20 protein-coding genes and 1 tRNA gene are annotated in these 21,142 nt (G+C 65.5%); 11 read left to right on the forward strand and 10 right to left on the reverse strand.

The window, feature by feature from the left end; all coding sequences use genetic code 11:
- The first annotated feature begins 232 nt into the window (after positions 1–232).
- Together OH686_RS11570 and gspD are read left to right on the forward strand one after the other, a co-directional pair.
- Positions 233–874 carry a type II secretion system protein N gene (locus OH686_RS11570; RefSeq protein ID WP_289532713.1) on the forward strand — a complete coding sequence of 214 codons (642 nt, stop codon included), beginning with the start codon at positions 233–235 and terminating at the stop codon, positions 872–874.
- A gap of 15 nt (positions 875–889) precedes the next feature.
- Entirely contained in the window at positions 890–2,800 is a 1,911-nt protein-coding gene (gene gspD, locus OH686_RS11575) for a type II secretion system secretin GspD (RefSeq protein WP_289532714.1), read from the forward strand.
- Between the two features lie 100 nt (positions 2,801–2,900).
- On the opposite strand, the gene OH686_RS11580 is transcribed toward gspD, so the two are convergent.
- From OH686_RS11580 to OH686_RS11600, 5 genes are all read right to left on the reverse strand, one after another.
- The gene (locus OH686_RS11580; RefSeq protein WP_289532716.1) at positions 2,901–3,086 is read right to left on the reverse strand and encodes a hypothetical protein; all 186 of its coding nucleotides are present in this window, start codon (positions 3,084–3,086) and stop codon (positions 2,901–2,903) included.
- A 233-nt stretch (positions 3,087–3,319) separates the two neighbouring features.
- Positions 3,320–3,396: transfer RNA gene (locus OH686_RS11585), tRNA-Arg, on the reverse strand.
- Between the two features lie 55 nt (positions 3,397–3,451).
- Positions 3,452–3,616: a rubredoxin gene (locus OH686_RS11590; RefSeq protein WP_289532717.1), complete on the reverse strand. Its 165-nt coding sequence runs from the start codon at positions 3,614–3,616 to the stop codon at positions 3,452–3,454.
- On the reverse strand, positions 3,613–4,332 hold the full coding sequence (locus OH686_RS11595; RefSeq protein ID WP_289532719.1) for an NAD(P)H-dependent oxidoreductase: 720 nt from the start codon (positions 4,330–4,332) through the stop codon (positions 3,613–3,615). Before OH686_RS11595 ends, OH686_RS11590 begins: the two co-directional genes overlap by 4 nt.
- Positions 4,333–4,403: 71 nt before the next feature.
- Entirely contained in the window at positions 4,404–5,459 is a 1,056-nt protein-coding gene (locus OH686_RS11600; RefSeq protein WP_289532721.1) for a fatty acid desaturase, read from the reverse strand.
- A gap of 136 nt (positions 5,460–5,595) precedes the next feature.
- Between OH686_RS11600 and OH686_RS11605 the strand changes: the two genes are divergently transcribed.
- On the forward strand, positions 5,596–6,603 hold the full coding sequence (locus OH686_RS11605) for an AraC family transcriptional regulator (RefSeq protein WP_289532723.1): 1,008 nt from the start codon (positions 5,596–5,598) through the stop codon (positions 6,601–6,603).
- On the opposite strand, the gene OH686_RS11610 is transcribed toward OH686_RS11605, so the two are convergent.
- A complete protein-coding gene (locus tag OH686_RS11610; RefSeq protein ID WP_289532726.1) occupies positions 6,592–6,804 on the reverse strand; it encodes a hypothetical protein in 213 nt (70 codons plus the stop codon). The two genes, OH686_RS11605 and OH686_RS11610, sit on opposite strands and share 12 nt — an antisense overlap.
- A 127-nt stretch (positions 6,805–6,931) precedes the next feature.
- On the opposite strand from OH686_RS11610, the gene gabD reads away from it, so the two are divergent.
- The 3 genes from gabD (at position 6,932) to OH686_RS11625 (ending at position 11,285) form a co-directional block, all read left to right on the forward strand.
- Positions 6,932–8,383 carry an NADP-dependent succinate-semialdehyde dehydrogenase gene (gene gabD, locus OH686_RS11615; RefSeq protein WP_289532727.1) on the forward strand — a complete coding sequence of 484 codons (1,452 nt, stop codon included), beginning with the start codon at positions 6,932–6,934 and terminating at the stop codon, positions 8,381–8,383.
- A 203-nt stretch (positions 8,384–8,586) separates the two neighbouring features.
- The gene (gabT, locus tag OH686_RS11620) at positions 8,587–9,864 is read left to right on the forward strand and encodes a 4-aminobutyrate--2-oxoglutarate transaminase (RefSeq protein WP_289532728.1); all 1,278 of its coding nucleotides are present in this window, start codon (positions 8,587–8,589) and stop codon (positions 9,862–9,864) included.
- A gap of 203 nt (positions 9,865–10,067) precedes the next feature.
- Positions 10,068–11,285: an HDOD domain-containing protein gene (locus tag OH686_RS11625; RefSeq protein WP_289532729.1), complete on the forward strand. Its 1,218-nt coding sequence runs from the start codon at positions 10,068–10,070 to the stop codon at positions 11,283–11,285.
- A 1-nt stretch (position 11,286) separates the two neighbouring features.
- On the opposite strand, the gene OH686_RS11630 is transcribed toward OH686_RS11625, so the two are convergent.
- Complete coding sequence (locus OH686_RS11630; RefSeq protein WP_289532730.1) at positions 11,287–11,880, reverse strand: 2-hydroxychromene-2-carboxylate isomerase; 594 nt, start codon at positions 11,878–11,880, stop codon at positions 11,287–11,289.
- Between the two features lie 168 nt (positions 11,881–12,048).
- The gene (locus OH686_RS11635; protein ID WP_289532731.1) at positions 12,049–12,789 is read right to left on the reverse strand and encodes an SDR family oxidoreductase; all 741 of its coding nucleotides are present in this window, start codon (positions 12,787–12,789) and stop codon (positions 12,049–12,051) included.
- An 81-nt stretch (positions 12,790–12,870) separates the two neighbouring features.
- Between OH686_RS11635 and OH686_RS11640 the strand changes: the two genes are divergently transcribed.
- The gene (locus OH686_RS11640) at positions 12,871–13,422 is read left to right on the forward strand and encodes a TetR/AcrR family transcriptional regulator (RefSeq protein WP_289532733.1); all 552 of its coding nucleotides are present in this window, start codon (positions 12,871–12,873) and stop codon (positions 13,420–13,422) included.
- Positions 13,423–13,561: 139 nt separating this feature from the next.
- Here OH686_RS11640 and OH686_RS11645 read toward each other — a convergent pair whose 3' ends face one another.
- Both OH686_RS11645 and OH686_RS11650 read right to left on the reverse strand, forming a co-directional pair.
- Positions 13,562–16,432 carry an EAL domain-containing protein gene (locus tag OH686_RS11645; RefSeq protein ID WP_289532735.1) on the reverse strand — a complete coding sequence of 957 codons (2,871 nt, stop codon included), beginning with the start codon at positions 16,430–16,432 and terminating at the stop codon, positions 13,562–13,564.
- A 65-nt stretch (positions 16,433–16,497) separates the two neighbouring features.
- On the reverse strand, positions 16,498–17,190 hold the full coding sequence (locus OH686_RS11650; RefSeq protein ID WP_289532737.1) for a Crp/Fnr family transcriptional regulator: 693 nt from the start codon (positions 17,188–17,190) through the stop codon (positions 16,498–16,500).
- Between the two features lie 80 nt (positions 17,191–17,270).
- Between OH686_RS11650 and OH686_RS11655 the strand changes: the two genes are divergently transcribed.
- From OH686_RS11655 to OH686_RS11670, 4 genes are all read left to right on the forward strand, one after another.
- The gene (locus tag OH686_RS11655) at positions 17,271–17,795 is read left to right on the forward strand and encodes an Mpo1 family 2-hydroxy fatty acid dioxygenase (protein ID WP_289532738.1); all 525 of its coding nucleotides are present in this window, start codon (positions 17,271–17,273) and stop codon (positions 17,793–17,795) included.
- A 418-nt stretch (positions 17,796–18,213) separates the two neighbouring features.
- The gene (locus OH686_RS11660) at positions 18,214–19,335 is read left to right on the forward strand and encodes a Re/Si-specific NAD(P)(+) transhydrogenase subunit alpha (protein ID WP_137973807.1); all 1,122 of its coding nucleotides are present in this window, start codon (positions 18,214–18,216) and stop codon (positions 19,333–19,335) included.
- An 11-nt stretch (positions 19,336–19,346) separates the two neighbouring features.
- Positions 19,347–19,661, forward strand: a complete 315-nt coding sequence (locus OH686_RS11665; protein ID WP_137973808.1) for an NAD(P) transhydrogenase subunit alpha part 2 — start codon at positions 19,347–19,349, stop codon at positions 19,659–19,661.
- Positions 19,661–21,109, forward strand: coding sequence for an NAD(P)(+) transhydrogenase (Re/Si-specific) subunit beta (locus tag OH686_RS11670; protein WP_137973809.1), 1,449 nt, complete (start codon positions 19,661–19,663; stop codon positions 21,107–21,109). Before OH686_RS11665 ends, OH686_RS11670 begins: the two co-directional genes overlap by 1 nt.
- Positions 21,110–21,142 lie beyond the last annotated feature (33 nt).

Below are 21,142 nucleotides of genomic sequence, written 5' to 3' on the forward strand. Positions count from 1 at the left end.
TTAATTTGCACATACAGAATGAGCCAACTGATAGACTCAATCTTGCAATGGCCCAATGCTATACACTGCCATTGCTCATTTCAAGTATGTTCAAAATAACTAAAGCGAATAAGGCACAAGAAAGCGTGACAGGCATCTCACGTAACCTCGGGGTGGTTGCGATGCACAGCACATTTCTAGGCATGCGACAGGCCTGTCGATAGTATTGCCGCGCCATCACAGGGACGAGTCCATGGCCAGCTTTCTTCAGACATTATCCAGCCCACTTGCGGCAAGAGGCGCCAAGTTTGGTGCCTGGCTCGTGTTGCCGGCACTGATACTGGCCACTCTGGGTTGGCAGGCATTCCAGTTTGCCCAAACAACCCAGAAACAAGCATTAATAGCTGAGATCGCCCCAGCTACCTCGTCATCCGAACCAGCAAAGAAATTACTCGACAAGCATTTGCTCGGCATTTTCGGCAGCCTTGATCAGGAACAGCCGGAACAGACACGACTTGAAGCATTGCCCGAAAGCAATCTGGACCTGCAAATCTCCGCCATCTTCTTCATGACCTCCCCAGCAGAGAGCTCCGTCATCCTCGAAGACGGTAACAAGACCTTGATCTTGAAGCCTGGCGAAGAAGCCCGCCCCGGAATAGCCATCGCCAAGATCGAAAGCAACAGAGTTACCTTCAAGCGCAATGGAAAACTGGAACAACTTAGCTTCCGCGGCTTTGGCGAAGGAGAGTCTGCTACCCCGGATAGCCTGCCCACAGCTCCGGCAGAGTCTCCGATTGCATCAACGAATGAAACATCCAGCGTTGCAGCGTCAGCCGAATCACCACCCACCGCATACCAGCAATTCATTCAGCGCAAACTTGCGCAGAATAAGTAGTCGAGTGATAGAGAAGTGCCCATCCGTATCTTACTTACCCTGCTGCTGTCTCTCTGCCTCCTGTCCAACTCGGCGCTAGCTGAAGAGCCAACTTCCCCAGAAAGCGCGGAAGTGAAGATCAACATGCAGGACGCAAACATTCGCTCGTTCATCGAGTGGATCGCCAAGGCGACCGGCAAGAACTTCATCATCGACCCTCGCGTAACTGGCAAAGTAACGGTGATTTCCAATGGCTCCATGAGCCCCGACGAGGCTTATCGAGTCTTTCTTTCGGTCTTGCAGGTACACGGGTTCTCCGCAATCGAATCGGATAGCGCGGTCAAGGTTATCCCCGATGCGAACGCAAAGCAGAGCGGCGTCCCACTGGTCGATGACGATGAACTCAACGACGACCAGCAAGTTGTGCGAGTGATACGCTCGGAACATGTTCCAGCAACGCAACTGGTAAACATATTGCGCCCGATGGTCCCCCAAGTTGGCCACTTGGCCGCCTACCCGGATAGCAATGCCCTGATCATTTCGGACCGGGCCTCCAACATTAATCAACTGTTGAAGCTGGTCGCCGAGATAGATCAGGCCGGCCAGTTCGAGATTGACGTCATACCGCTGAAGTTCGCCAATGCCAAAGAGCTGTCGACCATGCTGGGTACTTTGACCCCCCAAGGCGGTGGGCAGGAAGGCGCCAGCAAGATCAACGTCTCTGTCGACGAGCGCACTAATAGCATTCTCATCTCAGGCGACCCCAGCAAGCGCCAGCAATTGCGCGATGTACTCGCCAGCCTGGACAAGCCCGGCAACCTTATTCGCGATACCAAGGTCATTTACCTCCACTACCTGAAGGCATCGGAAGTTGCCCAGGTACTGCAGAACGTCGCCACCAGCGTGCAGAAACAGGACAAGGACGTTGGGGTCAGCGGCGCCGAGATCTCCATTCAGGCCAACGATACGACTAACGCACTGGTCATCAGCGCACCACCGGCCATCATGACCACCATCGACGGCGTGGTTAAGCGCCTGGACATCCGACGTGCGCAGGTCTTGGTAGAAGCGGTCATCGTCGAGGTCTCGGACAACAAAGTGAATGACCTGGGCGTGCAATGGAAAACTTCCGAAGCGGCAATAGGCGGCGACGGCTTATTCGGCGGCTTCAAGTCATCCATGAAGGGTAATGGCATCGACAGCTTCCCGGGGTCGCCGGTCAAACTGGATGCGGGCCTGAGCCTCGGCTTCTACAGCAGCGGATCGTTGCGCGCGCTGGTGCGCATGCTCTCGACTGACGATTCGATGAACATCCTGTCCACGCCCAACCTAGTCACCCTGGACAACGAAGAGGGCAAGATTGTCGTCGGTCAGAACGTACCTTTCGTTACGGGTAGCTCCACCAGCGCCTCCAACCCGTCGACCAACCCCTTCCAGACGATCGAACGGCAGGACGTGGGTATTACCCTGAAGATCAAACCTCAGATCAATGAAGGCGACTCGGTCACTCTGAATGTCTATCAGGAGATATCCAGCGTCACCAACGACACCAGTGCCGCCGATATCGTGACCAACAAGCGCTCCATCGAGACACGGGTGCTGATCAAGGACAACATGACGCTGGTGCTGGGCGGCCTCATCTCGGACGAAATGCGCGACTCCGGAGACCGCGTCCCGTTCTTTGCCAAGCTTCCAGTCATCGGCAAACTGTTCCGCAACGACCGCAAGGAAGTCAGCAAGAAGAACCTGATGGTCTTCATCAAGCCAACCATCATCAATGACTTTGCCCATGCGGACGAGCTGACCGAGGGCAAGTACAACTTCATCCGTGAACGACAGCTGCGCTACGCCGATCAGGACATACCGGAAGGTGTACCGGCTCTGCCGCCCCGCGTTGGCACCCCGGAGAAGGAGCTGATGATCGAGAAGACTGTTCCTCTCGACTGAATGGGCCAGAATAAAAAGCCCCCGAGCGCAGGCTAGGGGGCTTTTTGCTTTCCAGTGCACCAACAGGCACCGACTCTCCGGCTCGCACCAAAAGCAGGGGTTACTTTTTTCCGGGAATCGGGAAATGCTTGAACGCTTCGCGCAGGATCTTCTTGGCCACATCTTCCGGCAGGGTCGGCGCGATATCGTTCAGTGCATCCGGCCCGGCATCGTCGGCCTGGGCAGGCTCCTTCGATTCGCCCTGCAGCCGCTCTTCGGCCTCGCGTAGTTCTTCGTCCGAACCCATCATTTTCTGCGCCGCCCATTTCCTGTCTGCTGTGACGGAATCCTATAGCGAAGCGCCAGACTTGACGAGCCATGCCGCTGCCACCGGCATTGGCCCTTCGGCGGCGGCCGAAGCCCTTGGATCAGAGGGCGCGCAGGCCGTTGCGCCGGCGCGGTGGCAAAACGCAGAAACAACAAAGCCCGCGGCAGGGCGGGCTTTTCGCGGTGTTTCCAGCAGAGAGGGAAACCTGTATTTGGCGCATCCGGCGGGATTCGAACCCACGACCCCTGCCTTCGGAGGGCAGTACTCTATCCAGCTGAGCTACGGATGCGTTGCGGGGCGCAATCATACGCATCCGCCTCGCGGGCGTCCATGCGGCCTGTCGCTCAGAGCTCCTGCATGGTGAAGTCGGCCTTGCTCACGCCGCAGTCGGGGCACAGCCAGTCGTCCGGCACCTCGGCCCAGGGCGTGCCGGCGGCGATGCCGTCGTCCGGCCAGCCCTTGGCTTCGTCATAGATCAGGCCGCAGACGATGCAGATCCAGGTTTTCATGCCGTCATCTCCTGCTGCAGCGGATGCAGGCCACGGTCGAAGTCGGCCAGCGAGGGGAAGCTCAGCGGCTCGGCGAACTCCAGTTGCAGCAGGTAGTCGCCGTAACGGCGCAGGATCTCCTCGCGCGCTTCCTGGCTGATGTAGGGCACGTGGCAGGCGGCGAAGGGCGGCAGCACGCTCATGCCGACATAGGCCAGGGTGCCGCGCTGCAACGGGCGCAGCATCGGTTCCCAATCGCCATGCACAGCTGCTTCGTCGGCGAACATGTGCGCCTGCCCGCCAAGGGTGAAGCTGAGCAGCGCGCGCTTGCCGGCCAGGCCGCCACGATCATAGAAACGCAGGCCGCCGTAACACACGCCGGAGACCAGCACGCGGTCGATCCAGCCCTTGAGCATGGCCGGTACCGAGCACCAGAACAGCGGGAAGTTGAGGATCACCAGGTCGGCCCACAGCAGCTTGTCCAGCTCGGCGGCGATGTCTGCAGCGATGGCGCCGGCCTTGACCGCCTCGCGCTGCTCCAGGGCATAGACCAGGTAATCGGGGTTGCTGCGTTGCGGGAAGTCGGCGGCCGAGGCCACCGGGTTCCAGTTCATCGCATACAGGTCGGAGACCTGCACGCTGTGGCCGGCGCCGCCGAGGGTGGCGACGGCCAGGTCTTTCATCGCCGTGCAGAAGGACTGCGGCTCGGGGTGGGCGTGGACGATCAGGATATTCATGCAGTATTCCGAAAAGCGCGGGGCCCGCAGGCCCCGGAAGCGCCCCGGAAAACCGGGGCTCACAAGGACGATCAGGCGGTCTGCTGGACCGGCGCAACAGCCTCTTTGCTCGGCGCATCCCAGCGGTTGGCGCGGGCGAAGGTGCCGAAGTCGTTAAAGCGCACGCCGGCCTCGCGCATCACCCGGTGCGCCAGCGGCGCGGTCATCTGGCGGATGTAGAACGGCTCCTTGACCACGAAGTGGTGGATCGCATGGGTGCTGCCGAAGTTGAAGCAGAACGCCTGCAGCGGCCACAGCCACCAGGGGTTGAGCACCTGGGTCTGCTGGATCACGTTGCCCAGTTCGACGTCACCGTAGTAGTGCATGTTGGAGCTGACGAAGTGCAGGCAGAAGGTGCGCAGCACGTTGGGGCCGACCAGCACCACCACGGCGAAGGTCACGCCATCCATCACCGCCTGGGTGGTGGCCGACCAGGCGATCGGCGCGCCGACGACGGAGGCGACTAAGTCGATCAGGTGGAAGCCGAGGAACACGTACCAGGTGCCCCAGTTGAGCAGGCCCAGCGGCGCGTAGCCCTTGAGCGTGCGGCTGACGATCATCTTGCGGCGCTCCCAGGTCGGCGCGCGCAGGAAGCGGATGAGCGAGGACATCACGTTGTCGCCGACCATCAGCAGGCGGGCGAAGCCCCAGGGCTCGCCATTGGTGATGGCGCGCTCCTCGAGGTCGGTCTCGGTGCCGGAGACCTTGTGGTGATTCAGGTGCAGGTGGCGGCGGATCCACGGGTTGATCGTGCTCGGCCGCGCCATCCACACTAGCGCCATCATCAGGTTGTGCGGCACGCGCTGCTTGCGGAAGTACATGGAGTGGATCAGGTCGTGTTCCAGCTCATGGGTCAGCGAGGCGAAGAAGGCATTGGCCAGCAGGCACGCCCACCAGGCGATGGCGCCCTCGGCATACAGCCAGGCACTGCCGATCATGCCGGCCAGGGCGAAAGCCAGGATGCCGGCACCGAGGGCATCCTGGTGCTGCAGGATCGGGTAGCGCTGGCGCAGTTCGTCACCACGCGCCATCACCACGGCGCGGATATGCGCCGAGCGTTGCTGGTGGGTTGCAGGAGTCGGGGTCATGCACGCATCCTCTTGTGGCGGCGCCATGCGGGGCGCCACGGATCGTTGTTGGAATCAGGCCAGGCTAGAGTGCGCGCCCCCGCGCCGCGCCGCCTGACCGACAACGCCAACCTGTTGACCGAGAATGCCAACCTGCATGACTGAACCCTCCACCCTGGCCAGCTGGACCCGAGCCCTGCGCCGCCAGCTCGACGCGCTCGGCCTGGACAGCGCCGCCCTGTGCCGCGAGGCCGGCCTCGACCCGGCACTGCTGGACGACGCCAACGCGCGCTACCCGCTGCACGCCACCACGCGCCTGTGGCAACTGGCGGTGGCCGCCAGCGGCGACCCGACCCTGGGCCTGCACACCTCACGCCACGTCGCGCCGACCACCTTCCACGCCCTGGGCATGGCGGTGATGGCCAGCGGCACCCTGCGCGAAGTGTTCGAGCGCATCGTGCGCTACCACCAGGTGGTCAGCGACGCCCTGGAACTGGAGCTGCGCGAGACGGAAGAAGTGTGCGAGCTGCACCTGCGCCTGCCGCCCGGTTCGCCGGCGCCGGCCCCCGAGGCCATCGACGCCTTCTCCGCCATCTACGTGCGCACCTGCCGCAATCGCCTGGGCCGCGACTATGCACCGCTGGCCGTGCATCTGCGCCGGCCGCTGCCGAGCGATCCGAGCCCCTGGCAGGAGGTGTTCCGCGCGCCGGTGCACTTCGCCGCCAGCGAGGACGTGCTGTGCTTCGCCCGGGCCGATCTCGACCGCCCGCTGGGCGACGGCAACCCCGAGCTGGCCGCGCACAACGAGGCGGTGCTGCGCAAGCGCCTGGAAGCGCTGCAGCCGGACACCGTGGCGCGCCGCCTGCGCCGAGCCCTGGAGCAGTGCCTGCCGAATGGCGAACCTTCGGCCGAGGCCCTGGCCCACGGTCTGCACCTGAGCCTGCGCAGCCTGCAGCGTCATTTGAGCGACGAGGGCAGCAGCTACGAGCAGGTGCTGGCCGACACCCGTCGCGATCTGGCGCTGGATCATCTGCGCGAGGCCGACTGCTCGATCAGCGAAGTCGCCTACTTGCTCGGCTTCGCCGACAGCAGCAGCTTCAGCCGCGCCTTCAAGCGCTGGACCGGGCAAAGCCCCAGCCAGTACCGCGATTCGCTACAGGGATGACCTGTAGCGCGTGGCGAACGGGGCTACAGGCCATTCGACACAAACGTTCTTTATATCGAACAGAAGAATCATCGACCCGCGACGCCCGCCCAGCATCTGGAACGCGCGCTCCATCTCGCCTCCCGCGAGGTTGCCGACGAAATAACCGCGACTCGCCCGGCATTCATTCTTTTTGGTTATTTTGTTGGTTTTATCGAACATAGCTCTTGCCCTTTGTCGGCGCCGGCCCTAGGATTCGTTTGACATTTCAAACGCCGGACAGCGAAATCGGCTGCCCGCTATTTGCTTGATCGCCTGCCCCGTCGGCGCCGCGCACCTGGAGACCACCATGCAACTGAAAGACGCCCAGCTGTTCCGTCAGCAAGCCTTCATCGACGGCCAGTGGCTGAACGCCGACAGCGGCCAGACCCTCGCCGTGAACAACCCGGCGACCGGCGAGATCCTCGGCAGCGTGCCGAAGATGGGCCGCGCCGAGACCCGCCGCGCCATCGAAGCCGCCGAGCGCGCGCTGCCGGCCTGGCGTGCGCTGACCGCCAAGGATCGCGCCAACAAGCTGCGCAAGTGGTTCGACCTGATCATGGCCAACCAGGACGACCTGGGCCGCCTGATGACCCTGGAGCAGGGCAAGCCGCTGGCCGAGGCCAAGGGCGAGATCGCCTACGCCGCCTCCTTCATCGAGTGGTTCGCCGAGGAAGCCAAGCGCATCTACGGCGACACCATCCCCGGCCACCAGCCGGACAAGCGCATCATCGTGATCAAGCAGCCGATCGGCGTGACCGCGGCCATCACCCCGTGGAACTTCCCGGCGGCGATGATCACCCGCAAGGCCGGCCCGGCCCTGGCCGCCGGCTGCACCATGGTGCTCAAGCCCGCTTCGCAGACTCCCTACTCCGCCCTGGCCCTGGCCGAGCTGGCGCAGCGTGCCGGCATCCCCGCCGGCGTGTTTAGCGTGGTCACCGGTAGCGCTGGCGAAGTCGGCGGCGAGCTGACCAGCAACCCGATCGTGCGCAAGCTGACCTTCACCGGCTCCACCGAGATCGGTCGCCAGCTGATGGCCGAATGCGCTCACGACATCAAGAAGGTGTCCCTGGAGCTGGGCGGCAACGCGCCGTTCATCGTGTTCGACGACGCCGATCTGGACGCCGCCGTGGAAGGCGCGCTGATCTCCAAGTACCGCAACAACGGCCAGACCTGCGTGTGCGCCAACCGCCTGTACATTCAGGACGGCGTGTACGACGCCTTCGTCGACAAGCTGAAGACCGCGGTGGCCAAGCTGAAGATCGGCAACGGCCTGGAAGACGGCACCACCACCGGCCCGCTGATCGACAACAAGGCCGTGGCCAAGGTCCAGGAACACATCGAGGACGCCATCAGCAAGGGCGCCAAGCTGGTCGCCGGCGGCAAGCCGCACGCCCTGGGCGGCAGCTTCTTCGAGCCGACTATCCTGATCGACGTGCCGAGCAACGCCGCGGTGGCCAAGGAAGAGACCTTCGGCCCGCTGGCGCCGCTGTTCCGCTTCCAGGACGAGGCCGAAGTGATCGCCAAGGCCAACGACACCGAGTTCGGCCTGGCCTCCTACTTCTACGCCCGCGACCTGGGCCGCGTGTTCCGCGTGGCGGAAGCGCTGGAGTACGGCATGGTCGGCATCAACACCGGCCTGATCTCCACCGAGGTGGCGCCGTTCGGCGGCGTGAAGGCTTCCGGCCTCGGCCGCGAAGGCTCCAAGTACGGCATCGAGGATTACCTCGAGATCAAGTACATGTGCCTCGGCGGCGTATAAACCGCACTGGTAGTGAATCCGTGGGTGTCGGGTGACAGGCAGGAGTCGTGGTCACCCGGCGTCGGCGTTTCCGGTGGTGGCACCGGCTAACCCAGCCGACGGCCAGCGGGTAGGCGACAGTTCGATCATCGTTAGCTGTCACGCCCACCCAGCCCCGTCATCATCCTTGGACCGGGCCGCCATAAGCGGCTTATGAGGACAACATGAGCAAGAACGAATCCCTCCTGCAACGTCGCCAGGCCGCCGTGGCCCGAGGCGTCAGCCAGATCCACCCGATCGTCGCCGAACGCGCCGAGAACGCCACCGTGTGGGACGTCGACGGCCGCGAGTACATCGACTTCGCCGGCGGCATCGCCGTGCTGAACACCGGCCACCTGCATCCGAAGGTGATCGCCGCCGTGCAGGAACAGCTGACCAAGCTGACCCACACCTGCTTCCAGGTGCTGGCCTACGAGCCCTACATCGCCCTGTGCGAGCAGATCGCCAAGCGCGTGCCGGGCAACTTCGCCAAGAAGACCCTGCTGGTCACTTCCGGCTCCGAAGCCGTCGAGAACGCGGTGAAGATCGCCCGTGCCGCCACCGGCCGCGCCGGCGTGATCGCCTTCACCGGCGCCTACCACGGCCGCACCATGATGACCCTGAGCCTGACCGGCAAAGTGGTTCCCTACTCCGCCGGCATGGGCCTGATGCCCGGCGGCGTGTTCCGCGCCCTGGCACCCTGCCCGCTACACGGCATCAGCGAAGACGAGTCGATCGCCAGCATCGAGCGCATCTTCAAGAACGACGCCCAGCCCCAGGACATCGCCGCGATCATCATCGAGCCGGTGCAGGGCGAGGGTGGCTTCTACGTCAACTCCAAGCCGTTCATGCAGCGCCTGCGCGCCCTGTGCGATGCCCACGGCATCCTGCTGATCGCCGATGAAGTGCAGACCGGCGCCGGCCGTACCGGCACCTTCTTCGCCACCGAGCAGCTGGGCATCGTTCCGGACCTGACCACCTTCGCCAAATCGGTCGGCGGCGGCTTCCCGATCTCCGGCGTGTGCGGCAAGGCCGAGATCATGGACAGCATCGCCCCGGGTGGCCTGGGCGGCACCTATGCCGGCAGCCCGATCGCCTGCGCCGCTGCCCTGGCCGTGATGGAAGTGTTCGAGGAAGAGAAACTGCTGGAGCGTTCGCAAGCCGTGGGCGAGAAGCTCAAGGCCGGCCTCAACGCCATAGCCGCCAAGCACAAGGTCATCGGTGACGTACGCGGCCTGGGTTCGATGGTCGCCATCGAGCTGTTCGAAGGCGGCGACCACAGCAAGCCGGCCGCCGAGCTGGTCGGCAAGATCGTCGCCAAGGCGCGCGACAAGGGCCTGATCCTGCTGTCCTGCGGCACCTACTACAACGTGCTGCGCTTCCTGATGCCGGTCACCATCCCCGACGCCCAGCTGGAAAAAGGCATCGCCATCGTCGCCGAGTGCTTCGACGAGCTGGCCTAAGCGTCACGGCCCTGCCTTTGCGGGAGGGGCCACATCCTGCGTGCCGCCCCTAGTGCATGGGGGCGGTCCAGATTCGCCCGCGGCTCTCACCAGGCCGGGCGACTCCCTCATGACCCGCTCCGGCGGGTCTTTTTTTGCCCGCACGATGGGCTAGGCTGCTTGGGTAACGGTCGCCATGCGGCCATCCCCAGGGAAGACTTGCCATGCCCCAGTCGCAGCGGGTGCCCCGTGTGATCATCGGCGAAGCGGACCGCTGGACCGCCGACCTCATCTGCCAACTGGTGCGCAGCGCCCGCTGCGACGCCGATATAGTCGCCCTGGGCGATGGCGCCAGCGTGCTGCAGCAATGCCGCCAGGCCTCGCCACAGCTGCTGATCGTCGACTTCGGCCTGCCCGGCATCGGCGGTCTCGACCTGCTGCGCGAGGTGCGTAGGCAGAAGGCGCAACCGCCGCTGCCGTTCTTCCTGATCACCGAGAAGATCGACGCCAGCAGCGTGCGCGCCGCCGCCCCGCTGGCACCCACCGCTTACCTGGCCAAGCCGTTCGACGCCGAGGACCTGCTGCGCCGCCTGCGCCAGGTGTTGCTGCAGCCGGGTGAGGAAGTCAGCTGCCCGCTGCCCGATCTGGCCCCGCAGGAATCCCTCGACCAGTATCTGGACAAGGCCCGCGAAACGGCCGCCGGCGCCCCGCTGCTGAACCAGGTGCACGAGACCCTGGAGCTGCTGCAAGGGCCGGCGACGCCCGACCTGGACGAACTGGAGCGGCGTTTCCACAACGATCCGCAGCTCACCGCCCAGCTGATCGCCGCCGCCAACAGCGCCGCCGAACATCGCGGCAGCGGCTGCCAGAGCCTGGCCCAGGCCCTGCATCGCCTGGGCACCAAACACAGCCTCAACCTGGCGCTGGGCCTGGCCCTGCAGCGCGGTGCCAGCCTGGACGATCCGCTGCTGATGGCCGCGGGCCTGAGGATCTGGGCGCAGTCCCAGCGTCTGGCCGAGCTGGCCCACTGGCTGGCCTGCCGCCTGGGCGCCGACGCCGAGCGCTGCTTCACCGCAGGCCTGCTGCACCGCCTGGGCGACCTGGCCCTGCTGCGCACCCTGCAGGACTGGCATGGCCGCGGCGGCGCGCTCGACGAAGCGCAGCTCGAAGCGGCGCTGCACAAGCATGCGGCGCCGTTCGGCTCGGCCCTGCGCACCCGCTGGCGCCTGCCGCTGGAACTGCGCCAGCTGATCGCCGCGGTCTACCAGCTGGGCAGCGGCGTGTATTCGCGCGAGGCGCTGGTGCTCAACCTGGCCGCCCAGGCCGCGCCGCTCGACGCCGGGCAATCCTTCGCGCCACTGGCCGAGCACAAGAGCGCGCGCATGCTGCACCTGGACGCCGCGACCCTGGAGCAGTTGCCGCGCCTGACCGACGTGCGCTGAGTCAGGCCTCCAGGGCCTCGCGCACGAAATCCAGACGGTCCTGGCCGAAGAACAGTTCGTTGCCGACGAACATCGCCGGCGCGCCGAACACGCCGCGCTTGATCGCCTCGTCGGTAATGGCCTTGAGCGCGTCCTTCACTTCCTGCTCGGCGATCAGCGCCAGCAGCTGCTGCGGCTCGAAGCCACCGCCAGCCAGTACCTCGCCCAGCACGGCCGGGTCGCCGAGGTTGCGCGCCTGCACCCACATGGCTTCAAAGATCAGCTTGAGGAAGGCCTCGAAGCGCTCTGGCATGCGCAGCTGCACCGCCACGGCGGCGCGCATCAGCGGCAGGGTATTGATCGGGAAGTGCGGGTTGAACTGCATCGGCACCTGGTAGCGCCGGGCATAGCGCGCCAGGTCCTGGATCATGAAACGGCCCTTGGCCGGGATGGTCACCGGCGAGGCGTTGCCGGTGGCCTGGAACACGCCACCGAGCAGCATGGGCTTGTACACCAGAGTCGCGCCCGTCTCGGCGCACAGCGCCGGCAGCTGGGTCCAGGCCAGGTAGGTGGTGGGGCTGCCGAAATCGAAGTAGAACTCGACGGTCTTGCTCATGAATGACTTCTCTCTTTTTTTGATTGTTCTAACCAGGTTTCGCGACCCTGCGAGCGGCGTTCAGGCTAGGCGGCGCAGCGGGGAGAAAGCGCAGTTGGCTGCTGCCAATGAGCATTTCGCACCGCTGCGCCAACAACGCCTGGGCGTCGCGCAGCGGGTCGGAGCACATCACCATTTTTCCATCCAGGGGCGGAGATCGAGTTCGAACGTCCAGGCATCGCGCGGCTGGCTGTGCAGGAACCAGTAGTTGTCGGCGATATGCTCGGGGTCGAGGATGCCGTCCTGGTCCTTGCGTGCATACATGTCGGGGAAGGTGTCGCGGATAAAGGCGGTGTCGATGGCGCCGTCCACCACCACGTGGGCCACATGGATGTTCCGTGGCCCCAGTTCGCGCGCCATGCTCTGCGCCAGGGCGCGCACGCCGTGCTTGGCGCCGGCGAAGGCGGCGAAGTGCGAGGCACCGCGCAGGCCGGCGGTGGCGCCGGTGAACAGGATGGTGCCGCGCTCGCGCTTGACCATGCGCCGGGCCACGGCCTGGGCGGAGAGGAAGGCGGCGAAGCAGGCCATTTCCCAGATCTTGAAGTACTTGCGCGCGGTCTCGTCGAGGATACTGCACGGCACGTTGGCGCCGATATTGAAGACGAACGCCTCGATCGGCCCGATCGTGCTCTCGATCTGCTCCACCAGCGCCGCCACTTCCTCCTCCTTGCGCGCATCGGAGGCGAAGCCATGGGCCTCACCGCCCTCGGCACGGATACTGTCCACCAGCGGCTGCAGCTTGTCGGCACTGCGCCGGGTGACGCAGGCGATGTAGCCCTCGCGGGCGAAGCGCTTGGCGATGGCACCACCGGTGGCGTCGCCGGCACCGATCACCAGCACCACTTTCTTGTCGTTGTTGTTGTCGCTCATATCGCTCACCTTTTGATAAACGCTCGTTTAGTAAACGGACGTTATGCTACGCTTCCGGCATCCGTCAAGCAGGAGTTGGTCATGCGCTATTCCGCCGAACACAAGGCCCAGACCCGCGAGAAGCTGCTCAGCAGCAGCGGCGCGCTGGCCAAGCGCGGCGGCTTCGCCGGCACCGGTGTGGATGGTCTGATGAAGGCCATCGGCCTGACCGGCGGCGCCTTCTACGGCCACTTCTCCTCCAAGGACGAGCTGTTCGCCGCCATCGTCGAGCGCGAGCTGAGCCACAGCCTGGAGCTGCTCGGCAGCGGCGTGGCCAGCCGCAAGAAGCTGCAGCGCTGCCTGGCCATCTACCTGAGCATGAAGCATGTGGAGCAGCCGGACAGCGGCTGCGCCATCCCCACCCTGGGCGCCGAGATCGCCCGTGCCGACATCGCCGTGCGCGAGCTGGCCGAGCACTGGCTGGTGCGCCTGCAACAGGCCTGGGCCGAGGAGCTGCAAGACCCGCAGCTGGCCTGGGCGATCCTCGCCCAGTGCGTCGGCGCGCTGGTGGTCGCGCGCATGCTGGCCAGCCCGCAGCGCCAGGAAGAAGTGCTGGAGTCGAGCAAGGCGCTGATCACCACCAGCCTGGCCTAAGAACCTGCTTACGATCTCCTGACTGTCGGCCATACGGCGTTAAAAACCGCCTCGGAATGCTCATTTACAATTCGTAAGCTGCGCTTCCTCGGCGCTTTTTGCCTTGTCTGGCTCTAATTCAGAAGCTCGTAAACAGGTTCTAACGCACCAGCGGCTGCTCGGCGTCCAGGGCGTCGGCCAGCTCGCCCAGCGGGCGCGGGCGGTCGATGAAGTAGCCCTGGGCGTAGTCGATGCCCAGCTCGCGCAGGCAGTTCTGCGCCGCCTCGCTCTCGACGAACTCGGCCACCGTGCGCAGGCCCAGCTGACGGGCGATCTGCACCATGGAGCCGACCATCGCGCGGTTGATCGGGTCGCGTTCGATACCGAGGACGAAGGTGCCGTCGATCTTCAGCAGGTCCAGCGGCAGGTGGCGCAGGTAGGCGTAGGAGGCGAAGCCGCTGCCGAAGTCGTCCAGCGCCACCTTGAGGCCGCGCTGGCGCAGACGCTCGATCCAGCCGGCCGAGCTGCCCAGCTCGGCCAGGGCGACCATCTCGGTGATCTCGATGCACAGGCGGTCGGCCGGCAGGCAATGGGTGTCGAGCAGCTCGTCGAGCAGCGCGTGGAATTCCGGATCGAGCAGCGACGGCGCGCTGAGGTTGATGTTGACCTGGGCCAGCACCATCTGGTGGCGCGGGTTGGCCGCCAGCCACTCGCAGTAGCGGCGCAGCACCCAGCGGTCGATCTGGGCGAGGAAGCCGTAGCGCTCGGCGGCGGAGAAGAATTGCCCCGGCGCCACCCACTCACCGGACGCCGGGTCGCGGTAGCGCAGCAGCACCTCGTAGTGCGCGCCCGCTTCATCGCCCTGCAGCGGCCGCACCGGCTGATAGAACAGCTCGAAATGCTGCTGCTCGATGGCCTCGCGCAGGCGGGTGATCCATTGCAGCTGGCGCTGGTGCTCGACCAGCGCGCCGTCGGCCGGGTTGAACAGGTGCACGCGGTTGCGCCCCTGGGCCTTGGCCATGCTGCTGGCGTTGTCCGCCCAGTTCAGCGCCTCCTCCCAGTCGCGCACGCCGGACTCCAGCTCCAGCACGCCGATGCTCACGCACAGGCGGAACGGCCGACCGCCGTAGCTGAACACGAACTGCTCCACCGCCAGGCGCAGGCGCTCGGCCTGCTCCAGCGCTTGTGGCCGGTCGTAGCCGGCCAGCAGCACGGCGAACTCGTCGCCACCGATACGCGCCAGCTCGGCCTGGCTCGGCAGGCAGCCGAGCAGGTGGCCGGCCAACTGGCGCAGCAGCTGGTCGCCGGCCGAGTGGCCGCAGAGGTCGTTGACCTGCTTGAACTGGTCGAGGTCGAGGAACAGCAAATGGCTGAAGTGCCGGCCATGTCCCTCCAAGCTCCCCTGCAGCAGGCGCTCCAGCTCGCGGCGGTTGACCAGGCCGGTCAGCGAGTCGTGCGCGGCCAGGCGCGCCAGGCGCTGCTCCAGGGCGCGGCGCTCGCTGAGGTCGACGACTATGCCCTCGATGCAATGCAGGTTGGCCTGCTCGTGTAGCGACAGGTGCACCCAGCGGTGGCGCCCGTCGGCCGTCTGCAGCTGCACCTCGCCACTGGCGGTGGGCTGCTCCGCACTGAGCTGGCCACACAGGCGCTGCCAGTCGCCGGGCGCCAGCAGGCCCTGGATCGGCTGGGCCTGCAGCAGCTCGGCGTCGGCCTCTTCACGTTTCAGAAGGCGCAGGAAACTGGGGTTGGTCTCCAGCAGCAGGCCCTGGCGGTTGCAGCGGAAGATGCCCTCGGCGGCATTGCGGAACAGGCCGCGATACTGCTCCAGATTGACGATGGCCTGCTCGCGCGAGGCCAGCAGGGCCTGGCGCACGTCATCCAGCTGGCGACCGTTGAGCACGCCGAAGAGGAACACGCAGACCACCGGCAGCCAGGCATGCAGCACGTCGACCCAGGCGTTGCGCGGTACCAGGCCGGCGCGGCTGAGGGCGAGCATCAGCATGAGCAGAATGGCGGCGCTCCAGAACAGCGCGAACCAGCCGGCGTAGGGCCGCCGCAGGTGCAGGGCGAGCAGGGTCAGGCCGAGCTGGAACAGGCCGGTGCTCAGCATCATCAGGTTCATCACCTGCGCCGCCTGGCTGTGCGTCGGGCTCAGCAGCACCCACGCCAGCACGCCGGCCAGCGTCGCGATCAGCAGGTCGCGCAGGCGCCGCGGCAGGCCCTCATCCAGGCGCAGCGAGGAACTGATGAACAGGGTGCTGAAGATCAGTGTGAGCGCGCCGAACAGGTTGGTCTCGAACTGCATGGCCGGCGGCCAGTTGCGCCACAGCAGCAGGTTGGTCAGGTCGTTGATCGCGGCGTTGTACCAGGCCACGCTGAGGATGGTCGCGCAGTAGTAGCCCAGGCGCCGGTCCGGGGCGACGACGAACTTGAGCAGGTGAAACAGCGCCATCACCAGCAGCGCACCGACGATCAGGCCGTTGTTCAGCCAGGTGGTGGCCAGCAGGCGATCCTTGTCGGCGGCCGGCAGCAGCTTGATCGGCAGGCTGATCGAGGAGGTGCTGCGCACCCGCAGGATGACTTCCTGGGCGCCGACGCCCAGCGTCGGCAGCGGCACCAGGAAGGCCCGCAGCGGCTCGTCGCGACGGGCGAACGGCAGGTGGTCGCCGAGCTGGCGATAGAGTTGCAGGCGCTCGTCGGCGAACACCCAGACCTGCACGTCGTCGAGGTAGGTGTGGTCCAGCCACAGGTAGTAGCGCTCGCCGGAGCGACCCTGCAGGCGCAGGCCGAACCACCAGGCGCTGTCGCTCCAGCCCAGCGAGGGAATGCTCTGCAGGTCGTGGCCGTCGGTGAGCAGGCGGGCGCGCGCCTGGTGCAGCGCCAGCTGCTCGGGGGCATCTTCCAGCAGGCGCACGCCGGGCACCGTATCGATATCGGCGTGACGCAGGTCGAGCAGTGGCAGCTCGGCTCGCGCGGCACCGCAGAACAGCAGCAGGCACAGCAGGGGCAGGAGCCGGCGGAGGACAGACATCGACACGACCTGGGAGCGGGAGGGAAAGTGCTGGCGAAACGCCTCCTGCCAGCTTAGCCCAAGGCTCAGGTCACGCCTGCGGCCTGGCGCAAAGTCCCGAGATCGCTGATCTCGATTTCGCCGTAGGTGAGACGCAGGGCACCACGTGCCTCCAGGTCCTTGAGGATCTGGTTGGTGGTCTGCCGCGACAGGCCGAGCATCAGCGCCAACTGCTCCTGGGCCAGGTGCAGCACTCGTCGTGGTCCGGTCTCGCCGTAGCCCTCGGCCATCATCAGCAGACGTCTGGCCAGGCGCGGGGCAGCTGGCAGCAGGCTCATCTCCTCCAGCGCGATAAAGGCCAGGCGCAGCTTCTGGCTCATCAACAGGGCGAAGTCGCGCCAGTGCACCGGTTCGCGGGCGAGCAGGGCCAGCAGCGCCGCCTGTGGTATCTGCAGCAGGCGCGCCGGCCCCTCGGCGTAGGCGTCATGGGTGCGCGGCTGGCCATCGAACAGGGAGATCTCGCCGAACCAGTAGGGCGGCTCGACCAGGGTCAGCAAAGCCTCCTTGCCGTCACGACTGACCGCGCCGACGCGCATCATCCCCTCCAACACGGCATACAGGCCGCAGGGCGGATCGCCGCGGCGGAACAGGCGCTGCCCCGGCTCCAAGTGCAGCAGGCGCGCCTCGCCCAGCAGCTCGTCGCGCAGGGTAGCGGGCAGATGGCTGAACCACTGGCCGCTTTCCAGCAGGGGGCGATAGAGGGAGGGGGATTCGGACATGGCTTTGTCGCCTAACTGACAGTCGTGCACCGGGGGCTGGCGTGATCATGCCACCAACCTGCCTTGCTGAGACCCCAACAATGAAAACCCTCGTCGATCATCTCAGCCAGTACGCGGAATACCACCGCGACCGGCGCAACATCCTCAGCCACTTCATCGGCATTCCGATGATCGTGGTCGCCGTCGCCGTGCTGCTGTCGCGCCCGGGCTGGGACATCGCCGGCCTGTGGCTGTCGCCGGCCCTGCTCACGGCGTTGGCCGCCGGCATCTTCTATCTGCGCCTGGACCTGCGCTTCGGCCTGCTGATGAGCGCCTTGCTCGGCCTGTGCCTGTGGGCCGGCGCCGCGCTGGCGCAACAGAGCACCCTGGTATGGCTGAGCGGCGGCCTCGGCCTGTTCGTGGTGGGCTGGATCATCCAGTTCGTCGGCCACTATTACGAAGGTCGCAAACCCGCCTTCGTCGACGACCTGATGGGCCTGGTGGTCGGTCCGCTGTTCGTGGTCGCCGAGCTGGGCTTCCTGCTCGGCCTGCGTCCCGAGGTGCAAGAGGCGGTCGAGCGGCGCGCCGGCCCCACCTGCATTCGCCAACCCAAGGCCATCGCCTGACCGGTCACAGTCTGTCGGTCGCCATACTCGGCGCACAGGCGTAGTCCTGCTGCGCCGGCTACTACATGGCGTCGCCTCCTCGACCGTTTCTGCCGCCCCTCTCCCGCACTCCGCCATACACGGGCAAATCGACGAACGGCCATTCACGCCCCGAATGCCGCTCTGCGCCGTGATCTGCCGCAAATTCGCCCTCATCCCAGCAACAACGGCGCTTTGCGAACCCCAGCAGGAACTACAAGTCACGCCATGACTTGTAGTTATCACCCAGTATCGCTTCAGAATTTCTTGATGGCCTCGGCATTCGCCTGCAAAATGCCGCGCCCGCCCTCTTCCGGTGCGGCTTTGTGCTGATCCCACACACCCGCGTGCCATACGTAGTGCGCCGGTTCATCAGAACGATCACGCAGGAGATTTTGAAGTGCACATTGGTGTTCCTCTCGAGACCCACGCCGGGGAGACGCGGGTTGCCGCGACGCCCGAAACCGTCAAGAAACTGGTTGGCCAAGGCCATCAGGTGACTGTCCAGACCGGTGCCGGCATCAGCGCCAGCATTCCGGACAGCGCCTATGAAGCCGCCGGCGCGACCATCGGCAACGACGCCTCCGCCTTCGGTGCCGACCTGGTGCTGAAAGTGGTCGCCCCGACCGAGGCCGAACTGGCCCACATGAAGTCCGGCGCCGTGCTGGTCGGCATGCTCAACCCGTTCTGCAACGACACCATTGCGCGCATGAATGCCCGCGGCGTCACCGCCTTCGCCCTGGAGGCCGCCCCGCGTACCTCCCGCGCGCAGAGCCTGGACGTGCTGTCGTCGCAAGCCAACATCGCCGGCTACAAGGCCGTGCTGCTGGCCGCTCACCATTATCCGCGCTTCATGCCGATGCTGATGACCGCCGCCGGTACCGTTAAGGCCGCCCGCGTGCTGATCCTCGGCGCCGGCGTGGCTGGCCTGCAGGCCATCGCCACCGCCAAGCGTCTGGGTGCGGTGATCGAGGCGTCCGACGTACGCCCGGCCGTTAAAGAGCAGATCGAGTCGCTCGGCGCCAAGTTCGTCGACGTGCCGTTCGAGACCGACGAAGAGCGCGAGTGCGCCCAGGGTGTCGGCGGTTACGCCCGCCCGATGCCGGCTTCGTGGATGGAGCGCCAGGCCAAGGCCGTGCACGAGCGCGCCAAGCAGGCCGACATCGTCATCACCACCGCGCTGATTCCGGGCCGCAAGGCGCCGACCCTGCTGCATGAGGCGACCGTCGCCGAGATGAAGCCGGGCTCCGTGGTCATCGACCTGGCTGCCGCTCAGGGTGGCAACTGCCCACTGACCGAGGCCGATCAGGTCGTGGTCAAGCACGGCGTGACCATCGTCGGCCACACCAACCTGGCCGCGCTGGTGCCGGCGGATGCCTCCGCCCTGTACGCCCGCAACCTGCTGGACTTCCTCAAGCTGGTAATCGACAAGGAAGCCCAGTTCCAGCTCAACCTCGAAGACGACATCGTCGCAGCCTGCCTGATGTGCAAAGGCGGCGAAGTCGTGCGCAAGAACGGCTAAGGAGTAGAGACATGGAACTGATTTCCCCCAGCATCTACAACCTGATCATCTTCGTGCTGGCCATCTACGTGGGCTACCACGTGGTGTGGAACGTCACCCCGGCCCTGCACACCCCGCTGATGGCCGTGACCAACGCCATTTCCGCCATCGTCATCGTCGGCGCCATGCTGGCCGCCGCGCTGACCGAGACCGTGCTCGGCAAGTCCATGGGCACCCTGGCCGTGGCCCTGGCCGCGGTCAACGTGTTCGGTGGCTTCCTGGTCACCCGCCGCATGCTGGAAATGTTCAAGAAGAAGGCGCCCAAGGCGGCGGCGGAGAAGCACTGATGAGCATGAACCTGATCACCCTGCTGTACCTGGTGGCGTCCGTCTGCTTCATCCAGGCGCTGAAAGGCCTGTCCCACCCGACCTCGTCCCGCCAGGGTAACGCCTTCGGCATGGTCGGCATGGCCATCGCCGTGGTCACCACCGTGTTCCTGGTGTTCAAGCTGGGCGCGGAAATGGCCGAGGGCGGCGCCGCCAAGGGCCTGGGCTTTGTGCTGGTCGGCCTGCTGGTCGGCGGCACCGCCGGCTCGATCATGGCCAAGCGCGTCGAGATGACCAAGATGCCGGAACTGGTCGCCTTCATGCACAGCATGATCGGCCTGGCCGCGGTGTTCATCGCCATCGCCGCCGTCGTGGAGCCGCAGTCCCTGGGCATCGTGCACGCCCTGGGCGACGCCATCCCGGCCGGTAACCGCCTGGAGCTGTTCCTCGGCGCGGCCATCGGTGCCATCACCTTCTCCGGTTCGGTGATCGCCTTCGGCAAGCTGTCCGGCAAGTACAAGTTCCGCCTGTTCCAGGGCGCCCCGGTGGTATTCAAGGGCCAGCACCTGGTCAACCTGGTGTTCGGTCTGGCCATCCTCGGCCTGGGCCTGTACTTCACCTTCACCGGTGACATCCGCGCCTTCGCCGTGCTGGTGGCCCTGTCGTTCATCATCGGCGTGCTGATCATCATCCCGATCGGCGGCGCCGACATGCCGGTCGTGGTGTCGATGCTCAACAGCTACTCGGGCTGGGCGGCGGCTGGTATCGGCTTCTCGCTGAACAACTCGATGCTGATCATCGCCGGCTCGCTGGTAGGTTCGTCCGGCGCCATCCTCTCGTACATCATGTGCAAGGCGATGAACCGCTCGTTCTTCAACGTGATCCTCGGCGGCTTCGGCGGCGCGGCAGATGCCGGCGGCCCGGCTGGCGCTCAGGAAGCCCGTCCGGTGAAGTCCGGCTCGTCCGACGACGCCGCCTTCCTGCTGACCAACGCCGACACCGTGATCATCGTTCCGGGCTACGGCCTGGCGGTAGCCCGTGCCCAGCACGCGCTGATGGAGCTGGCCGAGAAGCTGACCCACCGCGGCGTCACCGTGAAGTACGCGATCCACCCGGTTGCCGGCCGTATGCCTGGCCACATGAACGTCCTGCTGGCCGAGGCCGAAGTGCCTTACGAGCAGGTGTTCGAGATGGAAGACATCAACTCCGAGTTCGGCCAGGCCGACGTGGTACTGGTGCTGGGCGCCAACGACGTGGTCAACCCGGCCGCGAAGAACGATCCGAAGTCGCCGATCGCCGGCATGCCGATCCTCGAGGCCTACAAAGCCAAGACCGTGATCGTCAACAAGCGCTCGATGGCCAGCGGCTACGCCGGCCTGGACAACGAACTGTTCTACCTGGACAAGACCATGATGGTCTTCGGCGACGCCAAGAAAGTCATCGAAGATATGGTCAAGGCGGTCGAGTAATACGCCTTCAGGAATAACGAAAAACCCGGCCGA

The sequence above is a fragment of the Pseudomonas sp. SO81 genome, from assembly GCF_030374125.1.
Classification (GTDB): domain Bacteria; phylum Pseudomonadota; class Gammaproteobacteria; order Pseudomonadales; family Pseudomonadaceae; genus Aquipseudomonas.

Excerpts from the sequence above, each read along its gene's own strand:
- OH686_RS11580 (WP_289532716.1), bottom strand. The coding sequence starts at position 3,086 with ATGGGTTCGGACGAAGAACTACGCGAGGCCGAAGAGCGGCTGCAGGGC.
- OH686_RS11670 (WP_137973809.1), top strand. The coding sequence starts at position 19,661 with ATGAGCATGAACCTGATCACCCTGCTGTACCTGGTGGCGTCCGTCTGC.
- OH686_RS11630 (WP_289532730.1), bottom strand. The coding sequence starts at position 11,880 with ATGAGCAAGACCGTCGAGTTCTACTTCGATTTCGGCAGCCCCACCACC.
- OH686_RS11635 (WP_289532731.1), bottom strand. The coding sequence starts at position 12,789 with ATGAGCGACAACAACAACGACAAGAAAGTGGTGCTGGTGATCGGTGCC.
- OH686_RS11650 (WP_289532737.1), bottom strand. The coding sequence starts at position 17,190 with ATGTCCGAATCCCCCTCCCTCTATCGCCCCCTGCTGGAAAGCGGCCAG.
- OH686_RS11595 (WP_289532719.1), bottom strand. The coding sequence starts at position 4,332 with ATGAATATCCTGATCGTCCACGCCCACCCCGAGCCGCAGTCCTTCTGC.
- OH686_RS11590 (WP_289532717.1), bottom strand. The coding sequence starts at position 3,616 with ATGAAAACCTGGATCTGCATCGTCTGCGGCCTGATCTATGACGAAGCC.
- gabD (WP_289532727.1), top strand. The coding sequence starts at position 6,932 with ATGCAACTGAAAGACGCCCAGCTGTTCCGTCAGCAAGCCTTCATCGAC.
- OH686_RS11665 (WP_137973808.1), top strand. The coding sequence starts at position 19,347 with ATGGAACTGATTTCCCCCAGCATCTACAACCTGATCATCTTCGTGCTG.
- OH686_RS11570 (WP_289532713.1), top strand. The coding sequence starts at position 233 with ATGGCCAGCTTTCTTCAGACATTATCCAGCCCACTTGCGGCAAGAGGC.
- OH686_RS11640 (WP_289532733.1), top strand. The coding sequence starts at position 12,871 with ATGCGCTATTCCGCCGAACACAAGGCCCAGACCCGCGAGAAGCTGCTC.
- OH686_RS11655 (WP_289532738.1), top strand. The coding sequence starts at position 17,271 with ATGAAAACCCTCGTCGATCATCTCAGCCAGTACGCGGAATACCACCGC.
- OH686_RS11645 (WP_289532735.1), bottom strand. The coding sequence starts at position 16,432 with ATGTCTGTCCTCCGCCGGCTCCTGCCCCTGCTGTGCCTGCTGCTGTTC.
- OH686_RS11605 (WP_289532723.1), top strand. The coding sequence starts at position 5,596 with ATGACTGAACCCTCCACCCTGGCCAGCTGGACCCGAGCCCTGCGCCGC.
- OH686_RS11600 (WP_289532721.1), bottom strand. The coding sequence starts at position 5,459 with ATGACCCCGACTCCTGCAACCCACCAGCAACGCTCGGCGCATATCCGC.
- OH686_RS11625 (WP_289532729.1), top strand. The coding sequence starts at position 10,068 with ATGCCCCAGTCGCAGCGGGTGCCCCGTGTGATCATCGGCGAAGCGGAC.
- gabT (WP_289532728.1), top strand. The coding sequence starts at position 8,587 with ATGAGCAAGAACGAATCCCTCCTGCAACGTCGCCAGGCCGCCGTGGCC.
- OH686_RS11610 (WP_289532726.1), bottom strand. The coding sequence starts at position 6,804 with ATGTTCGATAAAACCAACAAAATAACCAAAAAGAATGAATGCCGGGCG.